The following is a 19065-nucleotide window of genomic DNA, read 5'->3' on the forward strand; positions in this document are numbered from 1 at the left end:
AGTGCGGCGCATCGACTGGGAGGACTAGACCAGTCGCGAGTCGGTGCGACGCCGGTCGGAAGGCGGGCGGGGGCGTGGGTCTTCACCCGGGAACATCAGCAGATGTCCGAACTTGACATGATTTAGGCTTCAGTTGATCGTGTGCCGCACCTCGCGGCCGCTCGCTGTATTGCGCACTTGGGAGGCACAACCATGACCACTGTGACGTCGCCGCTGACCGGCAAGGTCGTCGGGCTCGCCGGCGTGCCGGACCCGGTGTTCTCTGGTGCGATGGTCGGTCCGGGCACCGCGATCGACCCGGTCCGTCAGCCCACCGAGGCGGTCGCGCCGTTGGACGGCGTCGTGGTCTCCATGCACCCGCACGCCTTCGTCGTGGTGGACGCGGACGGGCACGGTGTGCTGACCCACCTGGGGATCGACACGGTTCAGCTCAATGGCGAGGGCTTCGAGCTGCTCGTCAAGAAGGGCGACACCGTGACCCGCGGTCAGGCCGTGATCCGGTGGGACCCGGCCGCCGTCGAGGCTGCGGGCAAGTCGCCGATCTCGCCGATCGTGGCGCTCGAGGCTGCTCTCGACTCGCTGGTCGACGTCCGCGAGGACGGCGCGGCCCAGGCGGGCGACAAGCTGTTCAGCTGGAGCTGACCTCTCAGTCACCGACACACAGCCGCCCCGCAGGAGTTGACGGGGCGACCCGGCACTCAGCGGTTCCCGGCGGGGCCGCTCCTCTCAGCGGAGATACAGGTAATGGAGAAGACACTGCGCGGCGTGGGTGTCAGCCACGGGGTCGCGATCGGCCAGGTGCGGCACATGGGCACGGCGGTCCTGGAGCCCCCGACCACCCAGGTCCCGACCGAGGACGCCCCGCGTGAGCAGGCGCGCGCCCAGGCGGCCGTCGAGGCGGTCGCCGCAGACCTGATCGCACGCGGCAACCTGGCGGGCGGCGAGGCGCAGGCGGTGCTCGAGGCCCAGGCACTGATGGCGCAGGACCCGGAGCTGATGGCCGACGTGTCCCGCCGGATCGCCGTCGGCAGCAGTGCCGAGCGCGGTGTGTACGACGCCTTCGCCGCCTACCGTGCGCTGCTGGCCTCCGCCGGGGAGTACCTGGCCGGTCGGGTCGCCGACCTGGACGACGTGCGCAACCGCATCGTGGCCCGGCTGCTGGGCGTGCCGATGCCGGGTGTGCCGGACAGCGACGAGCCGTACGTGCTGTTCGCGCGGGACCTCGCGCCGGCCGACACCGCGCTGCTGGACCCGACGCTGGTGCTCGGCTTCGTGACCGAGGAGGGCGGGCCGACCAGCCACAGCGCCATCCTGGCGCGGGCCATGGGCGTGCCGGCCGTGGTGGCGCTGGCGGGGGCGACGGAGGTCGCCGAGGGCACCGTCGTCGCCGTGGACGGCAGCTCGGGCGACGTCCTGCTGGACCCGTCGCAGGAGAAGCAGGAGGAGCTGCGGGCGATCGCCGCCGAGCGCAAGGCCGCGCTGGCCGCCTCCTCCGGTCCGGGGCAGACCTCGGACGGGCACCGGGTGCCGCTGCTGGCCAACGTCGGCGGCCCGGCGGACGTGCCGGCCGCGCTGGAGAACGGTGCGGAGGGCGTCGGCCTGTTCCGCACCGAGTTCCTGTTCCTGGACGACTCGGCACAGGCTCCCAGCGAGGAGAAGCAGGTCGAGGCGTACCGCAAGGTGCTGGAGGCCTTCCCGGAGGGCCGGGTCGTGGTCCGGGTGCTGGACGCGGGCGCGGACAAGCCGCTGGACTTCCTCACCCCCGCCGACGAGCCGAACCCGGCGCTGGGCGTGCGCGGTCTGCGCACCCTGCTCGAGCACCCGGAGGTGCTGGCCACCCAGCTGCGGGCGCTGGCGGCGGCGGCTGCGGGCCTGCCGGTGCACCTCGAAGTGATGGCCCCGATGGTGGCCGACCGCAAGGACGCCGGGGACTTCGCGGCCGCCTGCCGCAAGGCCGGGCTGGACGCCAAGTTCGGTGCCATGGTGGAGATTCCGTCGGCCGCGCTGCGGGCCCGGGCGATCCTGCAGGAGGTCGAGTTCCTGTCGCTGGGGACCAACGACCTGGCGCAGTACACCTTCGCGGCGGACCGTCAGGTCGGTGCGCTGGCCCGGCTGCAGGACCCGTGGCAGCCGGCGCTGCTGGACCTGATCGCCTCGGCCGCCGAGGCGGCGCAGGCGACCGGCAAGAGCTGTGGTGTCTGCGGCGAGGCGGCCTCGGACCCGCTGCTGGCCGTGGTGCTGACCGGTCTGGGCGTCACCAGCCTCTCCATGGGCTCCGCCTCGATCCCGTACGTGCGGACCATGCTCGCCAAGTACACGCTGGCGCAGTGCCGTCGGGCGGCCGAGGCGGCCCGGGCCGCGGACAGCGCCGAGGAGGCGCGGGTCGCGGCGCAGCAGGTGCTCTCCGGCGAATAGGACGTAGTAGGACGCAGTACGTAGCGGAAGAGGCGCCCCCACCCGAGTTGCGGTGGGGGCGCCCCTTCGGCGTTCCTCGGGGCCGGTCAGGCCTGGCGGTCGACCCGGAGCTGCTCGAAGAAGCGCAGGTGGTCGAGGTTGTCGACGGAGCCGGGGTTGACGGCCTGCTCCAGCGGGGTGCCGGAGAGGATGCGCTTGACCGGGACCTCGATGCGCTTGCCGGTGAGGGTGTGCGGCAGGCCTCGGACGGCGATCACCTCGTCCGGGACGTGGCGCGGGGAGAGTTCGGTGCGCAGCGAGGTGCGGATCCGGCCGATGACGTCCTGGTCGAGTTCCGCGCCGGGGGCGAGGACGACGAACAGCGGCATCCAGTAGCCGCCGTCGGGCTCCTCCAGGCCGATGACCAGGGATTCGGCGATCTCGGGGAGGCGCTCGACCACCTCGTAGATGTCCGCGGAGCCCATCCGGACGCCCTGGCGGTTGAGGGTGGAGTCGGAGCGGCCGTGGATGACGACGGTGCCGCGGGAGGTGACGGTGATCCAGTCGCCGTGGCGCCAGATGCCGGGGTAGGTGTCGAAGTAGCTGTCGTGGTACCGGGTGCCCTCGGGGTCGTTCCAGAAGCCGGTGGGCATGGACGGGATGGGCTTGGTGACGACGAGTTCGCCGACGGTGTCGGTGTGCGGGTGCCCCTGGACGTCCCAGGACTCGACGGCGGCGCCGAGGCAGGGGGCCTGGATCTCGCCGAGGTACACCGGCAGGGTGGGGACGCCGCCGACGAAGCAGGAGCAGACGTCGGTGCCGCCGCTGACCGAGGCGAGCCAGACGTCCTGCTTGACCTCCTCGTAGATCCAGCGGAAGCCGTCGGGCGGGAGCGGGGAGCCGGTGGTGCCGATGCAGCGGACGGCGGAGAGGTCGAGGTCACGGCCGGGGTGCAGTTCGGCCTTGCGGCTGGCGATGACGTAGGCCGCGGAGGTGCCGAGGACGGTGGCGCGGGTGCGGGCGGCGACGGACCACAGGGCGCCGGTGTCCGGGTGGCCGGGGCTGCCGTCGTAGGTGACGATCGTGGCTCCGACGAGGAGGCCGGCCAGCAGGAAGTTCCACATCATCCAGCCGGTGGAGGTGTACCAGAGGAAGCGGTCCTGGGGGCCGAGGTCGAGGTGGAGGCCCGCCTGCTTGAGGTGTTCGAGCAGGATGCCGCCCTGGCTCTGGACGATGGCCTTGGGCAGGCCGGTGGTGCCGGAGGAGTAGAGGACCCAGAGCGGGTGGTCGAAGGGGACGGGCTCGAAGACCGGTGCCACGTCGTCGGCGACGAGGTCGTCCCACTGGAGGGCGCCGTCGGGGGCGGGGGCGCCCAGCAGCGGGACGTGCACGACGGTGTGCAGGCTGGGGAGTTCGCGGCGCAGCTCGGCGACGACCTCGGTGCGGTCGTGGTCCTTGCCGCCGTAGTGGTAGCCGTCGATGGCGAAGAGGACGGCGGGTTCGATCTGCTGGAGGCGGTCGAGGACGCTGCGGGCGCCGAAGTCGGGGGCGCAGCTGGTCCAGATCGCGCCGACGGCGGCGGTGGCGAGGAGGGCGACGGCGGCCTGCGGGACGTTGGGCAGGTAGGCGCCGACCCGGTCGCCGGGGCCGATGCCGCGGGCGCGCAGGGCGGCGGCCAGCGAGCCGACCTGGCGGCGGAGTTCGGACCAGGTGAGGACGGCCGGCTGCTCGGTGGTCTCGTCGAGGTGGAGGATCGCCGGGCGGTCGGCGTTGGCAGGGTCCTCGGCGGCGCGCAGGGCGTGCTCGGCGTAGTTGAGGCGGGCGCCGGGGAACCAGCGGGCGCCGGGCATGGCCGGGTCGGCGAGGACGGCCTCGGGGACCTCGGTGAAGCGGACGTCGAACCATTGGGTGACCGCGGTCCAGAAGCGGTCGAGGTCGGCGGTGGACCAGGCGTGCAGGTCGGCGTAGCGCTGGGCGGCCTGCTGGTCGTCGGCGGCCGGGGCCAGCGGGGCGGCCGGGGCGCCGTGGTGTTCGGCGGCCCAGGCCTGGAAGGCCACCAGGCTGGTGGCGGCGGCGCGAGCGGGGTTGGGGCGCCAGAGCGGCTGGTCCTGGGTTGGGGTGCTCACGGTGGTGGTCTCCCGGCCGGTGGTGGGGACGGGTGAGCTCGTGGCCAACCCGTCCGGTTGGGCTGTCGGTGCAGACCATGCCATGTGAGCGCCCGCTGCGCCAGGGTTGGCCGGGACGTGACCTGCGGCTCAGCGGGGGGTGAACTCGCCGTCGAACCAGCGGCGCAGGATGCCGTTGTGGAAGTCCCAGACGAGTGGGGTTTCGGCGGTGGCGAGCAGCCAGCCCTCGGTCTCGTCGGTGGGGCGTGAGGGCGGGAGCTCGGCGAGCGGGCGGGCGGGGAGGAGTCCGCAGAGCATGACGAAGCGGCCGTTGGGGTCGGAGGCCATGTGGATCAGGCGGACGTCGGCGGCGTCGGCCAGGATGCCGGTCTCCTCGCCGAGTTCGCGCACGCAGGCCTGCTGCCAGCTCTCGCCGTAGTCCATGTAGCCGCCGGGGAAGGCGAGTTCGCCGTAGCCGGGTTCGATGGTGCGGCGGATGACGACCAGGGCCGGGTCGGCGTCGGGCCGGGTGACGGGGAGGACGGTGACCGCGACGGGCAGCGGGTTGCGGTAGCTGATCTCGGCGCAGCCGGGGCAGGTGCGGGGCCAGGCGTCGGTGCCGGGCGGGTACGGCGTGCCGCAGAAGTGGCAGTGGGAGAAGGGTCGGTGGGCGGTCTGCGTCGCTTCGTCGGTGGTCATGGCCGGATCGTAGCCCTCTCGCTCAGTGGGCCTGGTCGGTGGCGGCGGGCTCGGCCTGTGCGGGCTCGGCCTGTGCGGGCTCGGCCTGTGCGGGCTCCTCGCGGGCGGGGCGGAGCAGGGCGGGGTGGAGCAGGCGGGCGTCGCCGGCGTGGTAGGTGCGGGCGCGGGGGCCACCGCGGGCGCCGCCGCGCTCGGTGGTGCAGCCGGTGCTCTCGACGAAGCCGGGGACGGAGAGGACCTTGCGGTGGAAGTTGCCGGGGTGGAGCTTTTCGTCCCAGACGGCTTCGTAGACGGCGCGCAGGTCGGGGATGGTGAAGTCGTGGGGCAGGAAGGCGGTGGCGAGCGGGCTGTACTCCAGTTTGGCGCGCACCCGGTCCAGACCGTCGGCGAGGATGCGGGCGTGGTCGAAGGCCAGCGGGATCGGCCGCGGTGCGACCGCGGCGGGGCCGGTGTGCCCGTCGACGCCACCCCCGTGGGTGTCGACGGGCGCACCGGCGGCTGGGGCGCGGTCGCAGGACCGCGGGGCCAGATCGAGGTCGGCGACCGGGTGCCAGGCGGCGGCCGCGGCGTCCGTCCCGGCCTGCGGGTCGGGCAGGTCCGGGGCGAAGGCGAGGTAGGCGACGGAGACGACGTGCATCCGCGGGTCCCGCTCGGGGGCGCCGTAGGTACCGAGCTGTTCGAGGTGCAGGCGGTGGAACGCGGTCTCGGTCTCGGAGGCGCCCTGCAGGCCCGTCTCCTCGGCGAGTTCGCGGGCGGCGGCCTCGTCCAGGTCCTCCTCCCCCGCCCGCAGGAAGCCGCCGGGCAGCGCCCAGCGGCCCTGGTGGGGCGGGGCGCCGCGTTCGACCAGCAGCACGTGCAGCCGGCCGTGCCGCAGCGTGAGGGCGACCACGTCGACGGTGACGGCGATCGGGGCGTAGGCGCGCGGGTCGTACGCGGCGAGCCACTCCTGCTCGTCCGTGGGTCCGGCGGCGGGCTGGGGGGACGGTTCGTCCGCTGCCATCGCCGGCTCCTCTCCGCGCCCTGCCGGGGGCACCTGTCGCTGTCGTTCTCGGGATGAGCACAACGTAACGACTTCGTTCCCCGGCGGCAAACGGTTTTCCGGGTCCCCGGTGGCGTCCGGCTTCTAGGCTGTGACCAGGAACGATCGCGCCGAGGAGGCCGAGATGCCCACTGCTCCCCCACCGGACTTCGCCGCGGCGCTGGCGGCCGGTCCGCTCGTGCTGGACGGCGGGATGTCCAACCAGCTGGCGGCGGCCGGGCACGACCTGTCGGACCGGCTGTGGTCGGCGCGGCTGCTCGCGGACGACCCGGAGGCGGTGGTCGCGGCGCACCGGGCGTACTTCGCGGCCGGCGCCGAGGTCGCGATCACGGCGAGCTACCAGGCGAGCTTCGAGGGCTTCGCCCGGCGCGGGGTGGGGCACGCGGCGGCGGCCCGGCTGCTGGCGAGCAGTGTGGAGCTGGCCCGGGAGGCGGTGCGGGCCGAACCGGGCGGGCGGCGGCGCTGGGTGGCGGCCTCGGTGGGTCCGTACGGGGCGGTGCTGGCGGACGGTTCGGAGTACCGGGGCCGGTACGGGCTGAGCCACGCGGAGTTGGTGGCCTTCCACCGGCCGCGGCTGGAGGTGCTGGCGGCGGCCCGGCCGGACGTGCTGGCGCTGGAGACGGTGCCGGACGCGGACGAGGCCCGGGCGCTGCTGGAGCTGGTGCGCGGGCTGGGGGTGCCGGCCTGGCTGTCGTACAGCGTGGCGGACGGCCGGACCAGGGCCGGGCAGCCGCTGGCGGAGGCGTTCGCGCTGGCGGCGGAGGTGGACGAGGTGCTCGCGGTGGGCGTCAACTGCTGCACGCCGAGGGACGCGGACCTGGCGGTGGCGGTGGCCGCCGAGGTGACCGGGAAGCCGGTGGTGGTGTACCCGAACAGCGGGGAGCGGTGGGACCCGGAGCGCCGGGACTGGCGCGGGGAGCCGACCTTCCGCTCGGCCCGGGTGGGCGGCTGGCTGGCGGACGGCGCGCGGCTGGTCGGTGGCTGCTGCCGGGTCGGTCCGGACGGGATCGCCGCGCTGGCGGCCGAGGTGACCGTGCGGCGCGGGGCGCTCAGCTGTAGGGAGGGGTAGCGCCCGTCCTGGGCACGGGCCGAGGGGCGCGGAAGGTTAACACCCGGCCGAGCACGGGTTACCGAGGGGGAAGGTGCACGGACGGACGGCGGCCTGGCAGACTCGTCCCGTCACCACTGTGGTCGACAATGTCGACCGCCTGTCAGCGCGGAGGTATCCCATGCCCGGCCCGATCCAGTCGCTCTCCCGGGCCGCCGCGATCATGCGCCTGCTGGCCGGCGGTGAGCGCCGCCTGGGCCTGTCCGAGGTCGCGACCGCCCTGAACCTCGCCAAGGGCACCGCGCACGGCATCCTGCGCACGCTGCAGCAGGAGGGGTTCGTCGAGCAGGACCCGGAGAGCGGCAAGTACCAGCTGGGCGCCGAACTGCTGCGGCTCGGGCAGAGCTACCTGGACGTGCACGAGCTGCGGGCGCGGGCGCTGGTGTGGGCGGACGACCTGGCCCGGGCGGCCGGCGAGACCGTCTACCTGGGGGTGCTGCACCAGCAGGGCGTGCTGATCGTGCACCACGTCTTCCGACCCGACGACACCCGGCAGGTGCTGGAGGTCGGTTCGATGCAGCCGCTGCACAGCACCGCGATCGGCAAGGTGCTGGTGGCCTACGACCCGGTCGCGCGCGGGGAGTTGGGCGACGGGCCGTACGAGTCGTACACCCTGCGGACGTTGACCGGGGCGGCCGACCTGGACGCCGAGTGCGCGCTGATCCGCGAGCGCGGCTGGGCGGACTCGGTGGAGGAGACCTGGGAGGGCGTGGCCTCGATCGCCGCGCTGATCCAGGACCGTCGGCGCAACCCGGTGGGCGCGGTGTGCATCAACGGGCCGGTGGAACGGGTCTGCGAGGACGGCTTCGTGAAGCCCTCGCTGGTGGCCTCGGTGCGCAGCGCGGCGCGGGCGATCTCCCGCGACCTGGGCGCCGGGCGGTTCTGAGCACGAAGGTCAATTCGTCACGCTGAGGCGCGGACGGGCGGTGAGCCTGTCCGCGCCTTGGCGTTTTGTCCTGATTCGGAGCACTCCGCTGGGTAACTTCGGGGACACCACCGAGGGAAGGGTCACAGCTGCGTAACCCTGCCTTGACGTGGGGCCGACCTGGGGAGGAAGCTTCCGCATGACGGTCGACATTGTCGAACGATGGCCGGGAAGATCACTCCCACAGCGCGCTCACCCGCACCGGGATCGACCGGCCACCCGCCCCCACCCGCACCTCCGGGCCATGACAAGGGAGTCTTTGTGTCCGCGTTCTCCAACGGCGACGTCTTCGTCGGCGAAACCCTCGGCACCGCCGCCCTGATACTCCTCGGCGGTGGCGTCTGCGCCGCCGTGACCCTCAAGAAGTCGAAGGCCGTCAACGCCGGCTGGCTGGCGATCACCTTCGGCTGGGGCTTCGCGGTCCTCGTCGCGGCCTACATGACCGGCGCCAAGTCCGGCGCCCACCTCAACCCGGCCGTCACCATCGCGCTCGCGGTCAAGAGCGGCGACTGGAGCCAGGTGCCGCTCTACATCGGCTCCCAGATGCTCGGCGCGATGATCGGCGCCGTGCTGGTCTGGCTCACCTACCTCGGCCAGTTCCAGGCCAACAAGGAGCCCACCCTCGGCATCTTCTCGACCGGGCCCGAGATCCGGAACCCGATCCAGAACGTGGTCACCGAGGTCATCGGCACCTTCGTGCTCTGCATGGCGATCCTCACCCTCAGCCCGGCGCTCGGCGCCGGCGGCACCGCGGTCGTCTCGATCGTCGTGGTCAGCATCGGCCTCTCGCTCGGCGGCCCGACCGGCTACGCCATCAACCCGGCCCGTGACCTGGGCCCGCGCATCGTGCACTCGCTGCTGCCGATCCCGAACAAGGGCGGCTCCGACTGGTCCTACGCCTGGGTCCCGGTCGTCGGCCCGATCCTGGGCGGCCTCGCGGCCGGCGGCGTGTACAACGCCCTCTACTAAAGGCCGGGTTGGAACCCGCCGAGCACGGGGACTGACACGGACGGGCGTCCACCGAACGTCCGTGTCAGGCCCACCCGCCCCGTAACCCCCCGAAACCGAGCCGAGGACCCTCCATGACCTCCACTGGCAACTACATCGCCGCGATCGACCAGGGCACCACCTCCAGCCGCTGCATCGTCTTCGGCGCCGACGGCCGGATCGTCGCCGTCGACCAGCAGGAGCACCGGCAGATCTTCCCCCAGCCCGGCTACGTCGAGCACGACGCCGCCGAGATCTGGACCCGGGTGCAGTCGGTCGTCCGCGGTGCGCTGGAGAAGGCCGGCCTGACCAAGGACGACATCCGCGCGATCGGCATCACCAACCAGCGCGAGACCACCGTCCTGTGGGACAAGAACACCGGTGAGCCGGTGCACAACGCGCTGGTGTGGCAGGACACCCGCACCGAGGCGCTCTGCCGCGAGCTGGGCCGCAACGTCGGCCAGGACCGCTTCCGCCGCGAGACCGGCCTCCCGCTGGCCAGCTACTTCGCCGGCCCGAAGATCCGCTGGCTGCTGGACAACGTCGAGGGCCTGCGCGAGCGCGCCGAGGCCGGCGACATCCTGTTCGGCACCATGGACACCTGGGTGATCTGGAACCTCACCGGTGGTGTCAACGGCGGCAAGCACGTCACCGACGTGACCAACGCCAGCCGCACCATGCTGATGAACCTGAAGACGCTGGCCTGGGACGAGAGCATCGCCGAGTCGATGGGCGTGCCGATGGCCGTCCTGCCGGAGATCCGCTCCTCCGCCGAGGTGTACGGCGAGGCCGTCGGCGACCTGGCCGGCGTCCCGGTCGCCTCCGCGCTCGGCGACCAGCAGGCCGCGCTGTTCGGCCAGACCTGCTTCGACGAGGGCGAGGCCAAGTCCACCTACGGCACCGGCACCTTCCTGCTGCTGAACACCGGCGAGAAGATCGTCAACTCGTACCACGGCCTGCTGACCACGGTCGGCTACCGGATCGGCGACCAGGCCCCGGTGTACGCGCTGGAGGGCTCGATCGCGGTCACCGGCTCGCTCGTCCAGTGGCTGCGCGACCAGCTCGGCATCATCTCCACCGCCGCCGAGATCGAGACCCTCGCCAACACCGTCGAGGACAACGGCGGTGCCTACTTCGTCCCGGCCTTCTCCGGCCTGTTCGCTCCGTACTGGCGCTCCGACGCCCGCGGTGTGATCGCCGGTCTGACCCGGTACGTCACCAAGGGCCACCTGGCCCGGGCCGTCCTGGAGGCCACCGCCTGGCAGACCCGCGAGGTCGTCGACGCCATGCAGAAGGACTCCGGGGTCGAGCTCACCGCCCTCAAGGTCGACGGCGGCATGACCAGCAACAACCTGCTCATGCAGAACATCGCCGACGTCCTGGACGCCCCGGTCGAGCGCCCGTACGTGGCCGAGACCACCGCCCTCGGCGCGGCCTACGCGGCCGGACTCGCCGTCGGCTTCTGGAACGACCTCGACACCCTGCGGGCCAACTGGCACCGCGCCGCCGAGTGGACCCCGCGCATGGACGAGGCCACCCGGGAGCGTGAGTACAAGAAGTGGCTCAAGGCCGTGGAGCGCACCATGGGCTGGGTGGAGGAGGAAGAGAACAACTGACCGACAAGCCGGTCGGGGCTCGGTGCCCCGGCCGGCCGCCCGCTGTTCCGGCAACGGGCGTCACCGCGCTTCACCGGCCCGCCGCACCGGGCCGACCGGCCCCTCCCGCAGGGGCCGCACCGCACACGAGAGGAGTAACGGCCCGCCCGCGCCGCGGGCCGTACACAACCACCATGGCAACCATCCCGACCCTGGGTGCCGAGCGCACCGCCGGCCGCACCGCCTCCCGCGCCGAGACCCGTGAACTGCTCGGCAAGGCCACCTACGACCTGCTGGTGATCGGGGGCGGCATCCTCGGCACGGCCGTCGCCTGGACCGCGTCCCAGGCCGGCCTGAAGGTCGCCATGGTCGACGCCGGCGACTTCGCCGGTGCCACCTCCAGCGCCTCGTCCAAGCTGGTCCACGGCGGTCTGCGCTACCTGCAGACCGGCGCGGTCAAGCTGGTCGCGGAGAACCACAAGGAGCGCCGCGCGCTCTCCACCGACGTGGCCCCGCACCTGGTCAACCCGCTGACCTTCTTCGTGCCGGTCTACAAGGGCGGCCCGCACGGCGCGGCCAAGCTCGGCGCCGGCGTGTTCCTGTACTCGGCGCTGTCCGCCTTCCGCGACGGCATGGGCCGGGTCTCCACCGCCGCCCACGCCGCCCAGCAGGTGCCCGCGCTGCGCACCGAGGGCCTGCGCTCGGTGGCCGTCTACGGCGACCACCAGATGAACGACTCGCGCGTCGCGGTGATGACCGTGCGCGCGGCCGTCGACGCCGGCGCCGTGGTGCTCAACCACGCCGAGGTCACCGGCCTGCGCTTCACCGGCGGCCGGGTCACCGGCGCGGAGCTGCGCGACCGCCTGGACGGCAGCGAGTTCGGCGTCAACGCCCGCCTGGTGCTCAACGCCACCGGCCCGTGGGTGGACCACCTGCGCAAGATGGAGGACGCCGGCGCCGCGCCGTCGATCCGCCTCTCCAAGGGCGCCCACGTCGTGGTCAAGCGCCGCTCGCCGTGGCGCGCCGCGCTGACCATCCCGATCGACAAGTACCGCGTCTCCTTCGCCATCCCGTGGGAGGACCACGTCCTGCTCGGGACCACCGACGAGGAGTACACCGGCGACCCGAAGGACGTCCGGGCCACCGACGCCGACATCGACCAGATCATGGGCGAGGCCGCGCACGCGATCCGCGACGAGCACCTCGACCGCGACCTGATCACCTACTCCTTCGCCGGTCTGCGCGTGCTGCCCGGCGGCCCCGGCGACACCGCCGCCGCGAAGCGCGAGACCGTCGTCACCGAGGGCCGCGGCGGCATGCTGTCGGTCTCCGGCGGCAAGTGGACCACCTACCGGCACATCGGCCGCACCGTGCTGGAGAAGCTGGCCCACGTGCCCGGCACCAGCCTCGGCGAGGACATGTCCCCGATCGCCCCGACCGTCCCGCTGCCCGGCGTCGGCGCGCCGAACGCGGTGGCGCACCGCCTGCTGATCGACCGCGAGCCGGGCTCGCGGATGGAGCCGCTGGTGGCCAAGCACCTGGCCAGCCACTACGGCACCCTCTCCTTCGAGATCGCCCGCATGATCGACGAGAACCCGGAGCTCGGCCGGCCGATCCACGAGGACGGTCCGGACGTCTGGGCGCAGGTCGCCTACGCGGCCGACAACGAGTGGGCGTACACCGCGGACGACGTGCTGCGGCGCCGCACCACCATGACGGTGCGCGGGCTGGACACTCCGGAGATCCGGGGCGAGGTCGAGGCCTTCCTCGCGAAGCGTGGGAACAAGTAAGCACAGCCTCACGAAGCGTGGGAACAAGTAAGCACAGCCTCGCGAAGCGTGGGAACAAGTAAGCACGGCCTCGCGAAGCGTGGGAACAAGTAAGTAACTGCTGTACGGCGGGTGGGCGTTCGGGGATTCCCCGGGCGCCCGCCCGCCGTTTCGCTACATGACGGCGCCGGCCTTGACCACGTGCCTGAGGTGCTTATCCGGGCGGGTCAGCACGGTGAGATCCGCCAGCGGGTCGCCGTCGACGATGAGGAGGTCGGCGTGGGCACCCGGGGCCAGGGTGCCGATCTCCCCCGCCATGCCGAGCAGCCGGGCCGCCGTGGTGGTCGCCGAGCGGAGGATGTCGGCGGGCGGCTGGACCTCGGCGCGGATCGTGAACTCCTCCAGCTGCGCCGGGTGCAGCGGGCCGAGCAGGTCGCTGCCGTACACCAGGTTGACGCCCGCGCGGTGGGCGCGTTCCAGGGCGGCCAGGCCCTGGTCGCGAACCTCGGCCAACTTGCCGAGCGAGGCCGGCGGCAGGCCGGAGCCGGCGCCGAGCCTGGCCGTCTGCACATAAGCGACCAGAGTGGGCACGAGGAAGGCGTCGCGCTCCAGCAGCAGCGCGATGTTGGCGTCGTCGAGCAGGTTGCCGTGCTCGACGCAGCGCACCCCCGCCCGCAGGGCGCGGTCGATCGCCCGCGGGTGGTAGGCGTGCACGGTGACGTAGCGGTTGTGGTTCTCCGCCTCCTCGACGGCCGCCCGGATCTCCTCCTCGCTGTACTGGACGGCGGCGATCTCGTCGTGCGGCGAGGCGACGCCGCCGGAGAGCAGGACTTTGAGATGGGCGGCGCCCTTGCGGAACTCGTCCCGGGCGGCGGCGCGGACGGCGTCCACGCCGTCGGCGATCCGGCCGAAGTTGGGGCGGGACTCGCAGCAGGGCACCGAGTCGTCCCCGAGCGGGCGAAGGTCGCCATGGCCGCCGGTCTGGGAGAGCGCCTTGCCGCCGAAAATCAGCCGCGGACCGAGCGCGAAGCCCTCGTCCAGGGCCCGGGCCATGCCGTGGTCGGCGCCGCCCACGTCGCGGACGGTGGTGAAACCGCGGCGCAGCATCCGCTCGGCCTCGGCGAGGGCTCGGACCGTGAGGTAGCCGGGGGTCCAGTTCGCCACCGCGGTGAGGTCGAGGGTGGTGACCAGCAGGTGGACGTGGGCGTCGATCAGGCCGGGCAGGACCGTGCCGCCCCGCGCGTCGACCACCCGGACCCCGTCGGGCGCGGCGGGCGGGCGGCCGGTGCCGGTGGCGGCGATCCGGCCGTCGGCGGCCTCCAGCCAGCCGAGGTCGGTGCGGGCGCCGTCCTCGGGGTGGAGCAGGTGGGCGTTGGTGATCAGCAGACGGTTCACGCGGTGGTTCCCTCCAGTTCAGTACGTGCCGTATTGAATACGACCCGTACTGAATACACCATGTATCGTTCTGCTGTGAACCCATCGCCCACCGATCCCGCCGCGCCCCGGCCGCCGCGCCGCCGCGTCCACACCCGGGCCCGGCTGCTCGCCGCGGCGAGCGAGCTGTTCCTCACCGTCGGCTTCGCGCGCACGAGCATCGAGGACGTCTGCGGCGCCGCCGGGTACACCCGCGGGGCCTTCTACTCGAACTTCGGCAGCAAGGAGGACCTGCTGCTGGCGCTCTTCGACGACCGGGCCGCCGAACGGATGGCCGAACTGGAGCAGCTCGCCGCCGCCTGCGAGGCGCTGGCGCCGCGGGAGCGGGCCCGGCTGCTGGTCGAGGCGCTGCTGCGGGTCGAGCCCGCCGAAACCGGGTGGATCCTGCTGTTCCTGGAGTTCCGGCTGGTCGCGGCCCGGTCCGAGGCGCTGGCCGAGCAGGTCGCCGTGCACGACCGGACGCTGGCGCGGGCGGCGGCGGACCTCCTGGAGCGGGCGCTGCCCGAGCTGGTGCCCCCCGGGGCGAACGCCCGTCAGGCGGCGGCCGTCATCCTGGCGGCGCGCGAGGGGCTGCTGGCCCGTACGGCGGCGGGCGGCGCGGTGGCCGAGGAGCTGATGGCGGCGACCGAGGCGGTGCTGTCGGGCCTGCTGGGGCGTTGACGCGAACGCCGAGGGGCGGCGACCCGTGCGGTACGGGCGCCGCCCCTCGGCGGTGGTGCGGTGCCGGGCGCGCTAGATGAGCACGCTCAGCGGCAGGATCAGGGCTATCGCGACGACCGAGATGATCGTCTCCATCACCGACCAGGACTTCAGGGTCTGCCCGACGCTCATCCCGAAGTACTCCTTCACCAGCCAGAAGCCGGCGTCGTTGACGTGCGAGAGGAACAGCGAACCGGCGCCGACCGCGAGCACCAGCAGCGCCGAGTGGGTCGAGGACATGTTCGCCGCGAGCGGGGAGACGATGCCGGCCGCGGTGATGGTGGCGACCGTCGCCGAGCCGGTGGCCAGGCGGATCAGCACCGCGATCAGCCAGCCCAGCAGCAGCGCCGAGATGTGCCACCGGCTGGACCAGTGACTGACCATGTCGCCGACGCCCACGTCGATCAGGGTCTGCTTGAAGCCGCCGCCCGCGCCGACGATGAACACGATGCCGGCGATCGGGCCGAGCGCCTTGCCGACGGTGTCGGAGATCCGCGCCCGGTCGAAGCCGGCCGCCCTGCCGAGGGTCAGCATGCCGAGCAGGGTCGCGGCGAGCAGGGCGATCAGCGGGGAGCCGATGAGGTCGAGCACCCGCTGGACCATCGCCTTCGGGTCGTCGATCACGACGTCCGCCAGGGCCTTGCCGAGCATCAGCACGACCGGCAGCAGGATCGTCGCCAGGACCGCGCCGAAGGACGGGGTGCGCTCGCGCTTGACCGGCTCCTCGGAGGCGATCGCGGTCGGTATCTCCAGCGGGCCCACCCAGCGCTCGGCCACCCGGGCGAACAGCGGACCGGCGATGATCAGGGTCGGGACGGCGACCAGCAGGCCCAGCGCCAGGGTGATGCCGAGGTCGGCCTTCAGCGCGTCGATCGCGACCAGCGGGCCCGGGTGCGGGGGGACCAGGCCGTGCAGCACCGACAGGCCGGCCAGGGCCGGGATGCCCACCCGCATCAGCGGCACGTTGCCGCGCCGGGCGACCAGCAGCACGATCGGGATCAGCAGGACGACGCCGACCTCGAAGAACAGCGGCAGGCCGAGCAGGGCGGCGATCAGCGCCATCGCCCAGGGCAGCGCCCTGCTGCCGGTCCGGGACAGCACGGTGTCCGCGATGATGTTGGCGCCGCCGGAGTCCGCCAGCAGCTTGCCGAGCATCGCGCCCAGGCCGATCAGCAGGCCGACGCCGGCCACGGTGGAGCCGAAGCCCGTGGAGAAGCTGTTCAGCAGCTTGTCGAAGGGTGCGCCCGCGACGACGGCCAGCAGTCCGGAGCCCAGCGTGAGGGCGAGGAAGGGGTGCAGCTTCAGCTTGGTGATCAGCAGGATGATCGTACCGATGCTGAGCAGCACCGCGATCAGCAGCTGCGTGTTGCTGCTGGTGTGCGGGAGGGCCGGTGGGGCGGCCGCCAGCAGGAGGGTGGGGGCAATGCTCATGCGCCGGCCTCGCTTCGCTCGGCAGGGGCATTCGCCCATCCGCGCCTTCTGATGGCTCGCTCGCTTCGCTCGCTCACGTGAGGTCTCCATTGACGGGCCGCAGCAGCGCCACGGCCATCTCGACGAGTTCTTCGGGGGACGGACCCACATCCAGCACGGCGCCGTTCTCGTCCGCACCGAGGGGCTCCAAGGCGGCGTACTGGGAATCGAGCAACGACGTCGGCATGAAGTGGCCGGTGCGGTGGGAGAGCCGGTCCTCGACCAGCTCGTGGCCACCGCTGAGGTGCAGGAAGAAGGCATCCGGGGCGTCCGTGCGCAGGATGTCGCGGTAGCCGTGCTTCAGCGCCGAGCAGGTGACCACGCCGCCGGTGCCGGCCTCGGTGCGCGCCTTGAGCCAGGCGCCGATGGCGCGCAGCCAGGGTTCACGGTCCTGGTCGTCCAGCGGGATGCCGGCGGACATCTTGGCGATGTTGGCCGGCGGATGGAACTCGTCCGCCTCGGCGAAGGGGAGATCGAGGCGGTCGGCCAGGAGGCGGGCCAGGGTGGTCTTGCCGACACCGGAGACGCCCATCACCACGACGGTGAGGGGGGCGTCCGGGAGGGCGCGGTTCTCGACGTTGAGAGCCATGGGTGGTGCTCCTTCGTTGCAGGCCGCCACTATCGCTTCAAAGATATGACGTATTCAAGTGGCGGAAACCAAATCGTCATACTTTTACTTCCCCGCGGGGAGGTGGGTGGAGGCGGGGTGGGGACGTGGAGCAGGGAGGGGCGCCGATGGGGCCGGGGCACGGCGGATCACCGGGGCGGGGTGGGACGGAGGGTGACGTAGGGGTTCAGGCGGGCGGCGTCTACGCTGGGCGGATGGAGATCCAGGGGCTGCCCGGTCGGGTGCTTGACGAGCTCGGGCCGGCGATCGCGTCGGGGGAGATCCCCGAGGGCGCGGTACTGCGCGGGGAGGAGCTGGAGCAGCGGTTCGGGGTGTCCCGGACGGTCGTCCGGGAGGCGGTGCGCGTCCTGGAGGGGATGCGCATGGTGGCGTCCCGGCGGCGGGTCGGGATCACCGTCCAGCCGAAGTCGCTCTGGGACGTCTTCGACCCCATGGTGATCCGCTGGCGCCTGGCCGGCGCGGACCGGCCCGCCCAGCTGCGCTCGCTCGGCTCGCTGCGGGTGGCCGTCGAACCGGCCGCGGCCGCGCTCGCCGCGACCCACGCCACCGACGACGACCGGCGTGAACTCAGCTCACTGGCCGTGGAGTTGACGGTCGCCGCGCGGGAGGCCGACCTCACCACCTTCCTCGGGCACGACATCGCCTTCCACGCCCTGGTGCTTCGCGCCTCCGGGAACGAGATGTTCGCCCACCTCGGGGACACCGTGGGGGCGGTGCTCACCGGCCGCACCGAGTATCATCTGATGCCCCATCAGCCGGAACCGTACGCGATCAGGCTGCACCGGGAGGTCGCCGACGCGATCTGCGGGGGCGACGCCGTCCACGCGGAACAGGCGATGCGGACGATCGTCACGGGCGCCCTGGAGGAGCTCAACCTCCAGTTGGACTGAGCTCCGGCCGTCGCCTGCCCGGATGACCAGGTTTGACGGCAGTTCGGTGGATTCGGACGCATAGTCCTGGTTCGGCGGGGCAGAGTGAGCCGAGGGGGCGCGTTTCGCGTGCGCCCGTTCCGTGTCCACCACCGGATCCGCGCCTGGGGGTCGCCCGATGTCCGTGCCACGCCGCCGTCGCCGCCTGCCCGACGAAGTGCGCTCCGCCACGGTCCGGGCGGTGCTCTGCCTGGCCTTCACGCTGGTGGGCGTGGTGGTCGCGACCCTGGCCTCGTACGCGGGCAGTTGGCTGATGACGCCCGCGCTGATGGCGATGGGGCTCGGGGTGTTCGGCACGATGTGGTGCCTGCTGGAGATCCTGATCTCCCGCCAGGTCGCCGCCCAGCGGATGCGCGGGTCCGACTCCGCCCACCCGATGGCGGGCGGCCGGACCGCCCCCGAGCCGCTGGCCGCCCGGCCGCTCCCCCGGCCCGGCGGTGCACCGCACCGTCCGTACCAGCCGGGGCAGCCAGGGCAGCCCGGCCGGCCGCCGTACGCGCCGGCCGGCCGGCCGCCGGGGCGCTAGGGAACCACCCGGTAGTGGGTGGTGAGCCGGCCGGTGTCGTCCAGGACGTGGAAGGCGAGCATCGGCGGGTGGTCGAAGGAGATGCCCTTCCCGCCCTCGCAGGGCAGCGTGGTGGTGGAGACCACCCCGGGCGCGACCAGCAGCGGCAGGCCGGCGAAGGTGGTCGCGGCGGGGGTGTGGGAGTGGCCGCAGAGCAGCGCGGCCACCCGGGGGTGGCGGCGCAGCACCTGTGCCAGCCGTGCCTCGCCGAACTGGCGGATCCCGTCGACGTACGGGACGTGCAGCTCGACGGGCGGGTGGTGGAAGGCCACCAGGGCGGGCAACTCCTGGCGGCCCGAGGCGAGTTGGCTGTCCAGCCAGTCCAGGGTCCGGTCGTCCAGCAGGCCGTCGTGCTGCCCGGGTATCGAGGAGTCGAGCATCAGCACGTCGGCGCCGGGCAGTTGGTGCAGCCGGTTGACCGGGCCCGTCGTGGGCTCCTCGCCGAGCAGCACCTGACGGTACGGCGCCCGGCGGTCGTGGTTGCCGGGGCAGGTGAGGACCGGGTGCCGCGAGGTCAGCACCTTGGCGACCTGCCGGTACTCCTCGGGCAGGCCGTGGTCGGCGAGGTCGCCGGTGACCAGCACCGCGTCCAGCGGGCCGGGCAGGGCGTCGAGGTACGCCATCACCTGCCGGGCCCGCCGCCGGGCTCGCTTGCCCGCGTCCCGGCGGTGGACCTGACCGAGGTGGATGTCACTGAGGTGCGCGATCGTCAGCATGAT

At 72.9% G+C, this 19065-nt stretch carries 17 protein-coding genes; 10 read left to right on the forward strand and 7 right to left on the reverse strand.

All coding sequences use genetic code 11. The features are described from left to right. Positions 1-192: 192 nt before the first annotated feature. Together O1G21_RS07310 and ptsP are read left to right on the forward strand one after the other, a co-directional pair. The gene (locus O1G21_RS07310; RefSeq protein WP_270141806.1) at positions 193-642 is read left to right on the forward strand and encodes a PTS sugar transporter subunit IIA; all 450 of its coding nucleotides are present in this window, start codon (positions 193-195) and stop codon (positions 640-642) included. A gap of 102 nt (positions 643-744) precedes the next feature. After that, a complete protein-coding gene (ptsP, locus tag O1G21_RS07315) occupies positions 745-2415 on the forward strand; it encodes a phosphoenolpyruvate--protein phosphotransferase (RefSeq protein ID WP_270141808.1) in 1671 nt (556 codons plus the stop codon). Between the two features lie 86 nt (positions 2416-2501). Here the strand turns inward: ptsP and O1G21_RS07320 are convergent, their stop codons facing one another. From O1G21_RS07320 to O1G21_RS07330, 3 genes are read right to left on the reverse strand one after another with little or no spacing between them, the layout of a single operon-like run. After that, positions 2502-4604 carry an acetoacetate--CoA ligase gene (locus O1G21_RS07320; protein ID WP_405000596.1) on the reverse strand — a complete coding sequence of 701 codons (2103 nt, stop codon included), beginning with the start codon at positions 4602-4604 and terminating at the stop codon, positions 2502-2504. Positions 4605-4649: 45 nt separating this feature from the next. Beyond that, positions 4650-5198, reverse strand: coding sequence for an NUDIX domain-containing protein (locus O1G21_RS07325; protein ID WP_270141812.1), 549 nt, complete (start codon positions 5196-5198; stop codon positions 4650-4652). 22 nt (positions 5199-5220) lie between these two features. Then, positions 5221-6198, reverse strand: coding sequence for an NUDIX hydrolase (locus O1G21_RS07330; RefSeq protein ID WP_270141813.1), 978 nt, complete (start codon positions 6196-6198; stop codon positions 5221-5223). A gap of 163 nt (positions 6199-6361) precedes the next feature. On the opposite strand from O1G21_RS07330, the gene mmuM reads away from it, so the two are divergent. From mmuM to O1G21_RS07355, 5 genes are all read left to right on the forward strand, one after another. After that, positions 6362-7306, forward strand: a complete 945-nt coding sequence (gene mmuM / locus O1G21_RS07335; RefSeq protein ID WP_270141815.1) for a homocysteine S-methyltransferase — start codon at positions 6362-6364, stop codon at positions 7304-7306. 160 nt (positions 7307-7466) lie between these two features. Continuing rightward, on the forward strand, positions 7467-8231 hold the full coding sequence (locus O1G21_RS07340) for an IclR family transcriptional regulator (RefSeq protein ID WP_270141817.1): 765 nt from the start codon (positions 7467-7469) through the stop codon (positions 8229-8231). A 300-nt stretch (positions 8232-8531) separates the two neighbouring features. Further along, a complete protein-coding gene (locus O1G21_RS07345) occupies positions 8532-9239 on the forward strand; it encodes an MIP/aquaporin family protein (protein WP_270141819.1) in 708 nt (235 codons plus the stop codon). A 113-nt stretch (positions 9240-9352) separates the two neighbouring features. Then, positions 9353-10873 carry a glycerol kinase GlpK gene (gene glpK / locus O1G21_RS07350; protein WP_270141820.1) on the forward strand — a complete coding sequence of 507 codons (1521 nt, stop codon included), beginning with the start codon at positions 9353-9355 and terminating at the stop codon, positions 10871-10873. Between the two features lie 173 nt (positions 10874-11046). Continuing rightward, entirely contained in the window at positions 11047-12642 is a 1596-nt protein-coding gene (locus O1G21_RS07355) for a glycerol-3-phosphate dehydrogenase/oxidase (RefSeq protein ID WP_270141822.1), read from the forward strand. Between the two features lie 153 nt (positions 12643-12795). Here O1G21_RS07355 and O1G21_RS07360 read toward each other — a convergent pair whose 3' ends face one another. Continuing rightward, the gene (locus tag O1G21_RS07360) at positions 12796-14016 is read right to left on the reverse strand and encodes a metal-dependent hydrolase family protein (protein ID WP_270141824.1); all 1221 of its coding nucleotides are present in this window, start codon (positions 14014-14016) and stop codon (positions 12796-12798) included. A gap of 75 nt (positions 14017-14091) precedes the next feature. Between O1G21_RS07360 and O1G21_RS07365 the strand changes: the two genes are divergently transcribed. Further along, on the forward strand, positions 14092-14715 hold the full coding sequence (locus O1G21_RS07365) for a TetR/AcrR family transcriptional regulator (RefSeq protein ID WP_270141826.1): 624 nt from the start codon (positions 14092-14094) through the stop codon (positions 14713-14715). Positions 14716-14787: 72 nt separating this feature from the next. On the opposite strand, the gene O1G21_RS07370 is transcribed toward O1G21_RS07365, so the two are convergent. Beyond that, positions 14788-16185 carry a GntP family permease gene (locus O1G21_RS07370; RefSeq protein ID WP_270141828.1) on the reverse strand — a complete coding sequence of 466 codons (1398 nt, stop codon included), beginning with the start codon at positions 16183-16185 and terminating at the stop codon, positions 14788-14790. A gap of 73 nt (positions 16186-16258) precedes the next feature. Beyond that, positions 16259-16813, reverse strand: a complete 555-nt coding sequence (locus O1G21_RS07375; RefSeq protein ID WP_270141830.1) for a gluconokinase — start codon at positions 16811-16813, stop codon at positions 16259-16261. 233 nt (positions 16814-17046) lie between these two features. On the opposite strand from O1G21_RS07375, the gene O1G21_RS07380 reads away from it, so the two are divergent. Then, entirely contained in the window at positions 17047-17742 is a 696-nt protein-coding gene (locus O1G21_RS07380) for a FadR/GntR family transcriptional regulator (RefSeq protein WP_270141832.1), read from the forward strand. Positions 17743-17899: 157 nt separating this feature from the next. After that, entirely contained in the window at positions 17900-18307 is a 408-nt protein-coding gene (locus O1G21_RS07385) for a hypothetical protein (protein ID WP_270141834.1), read from the forward strand. On the opposite strand, the gene O1G21_RS07390 is transcribed toward O1G21_RS07385, so the two are convergent. Further along, positions 18304-19062 (reverse strand): metallophosphoesterase, encoded by a 759-nt coding sequence (locus O1G21_RS07390; protein ID WP_270141836.1) that lies wholly within the window; start codon positions 19060-19062, stop codon positions 18304-18306. The two genes, O1G21_RS07385 and O1G21_RS07390, sit on opposite strands and share 4 nt — an antisense overlap. Positions 19063-19065: the final 3 nt, after the last annotated feature.

Source organism: Kitasatospora cathayae, from assembly GCF_027627435.1.
Classification (GTDB): Bacteria; Actinomycetota; Actinomycetes; order Streptomycetales; family Streptomycetaceae; genus Kitasatospora; species Kitasatospora cathayae.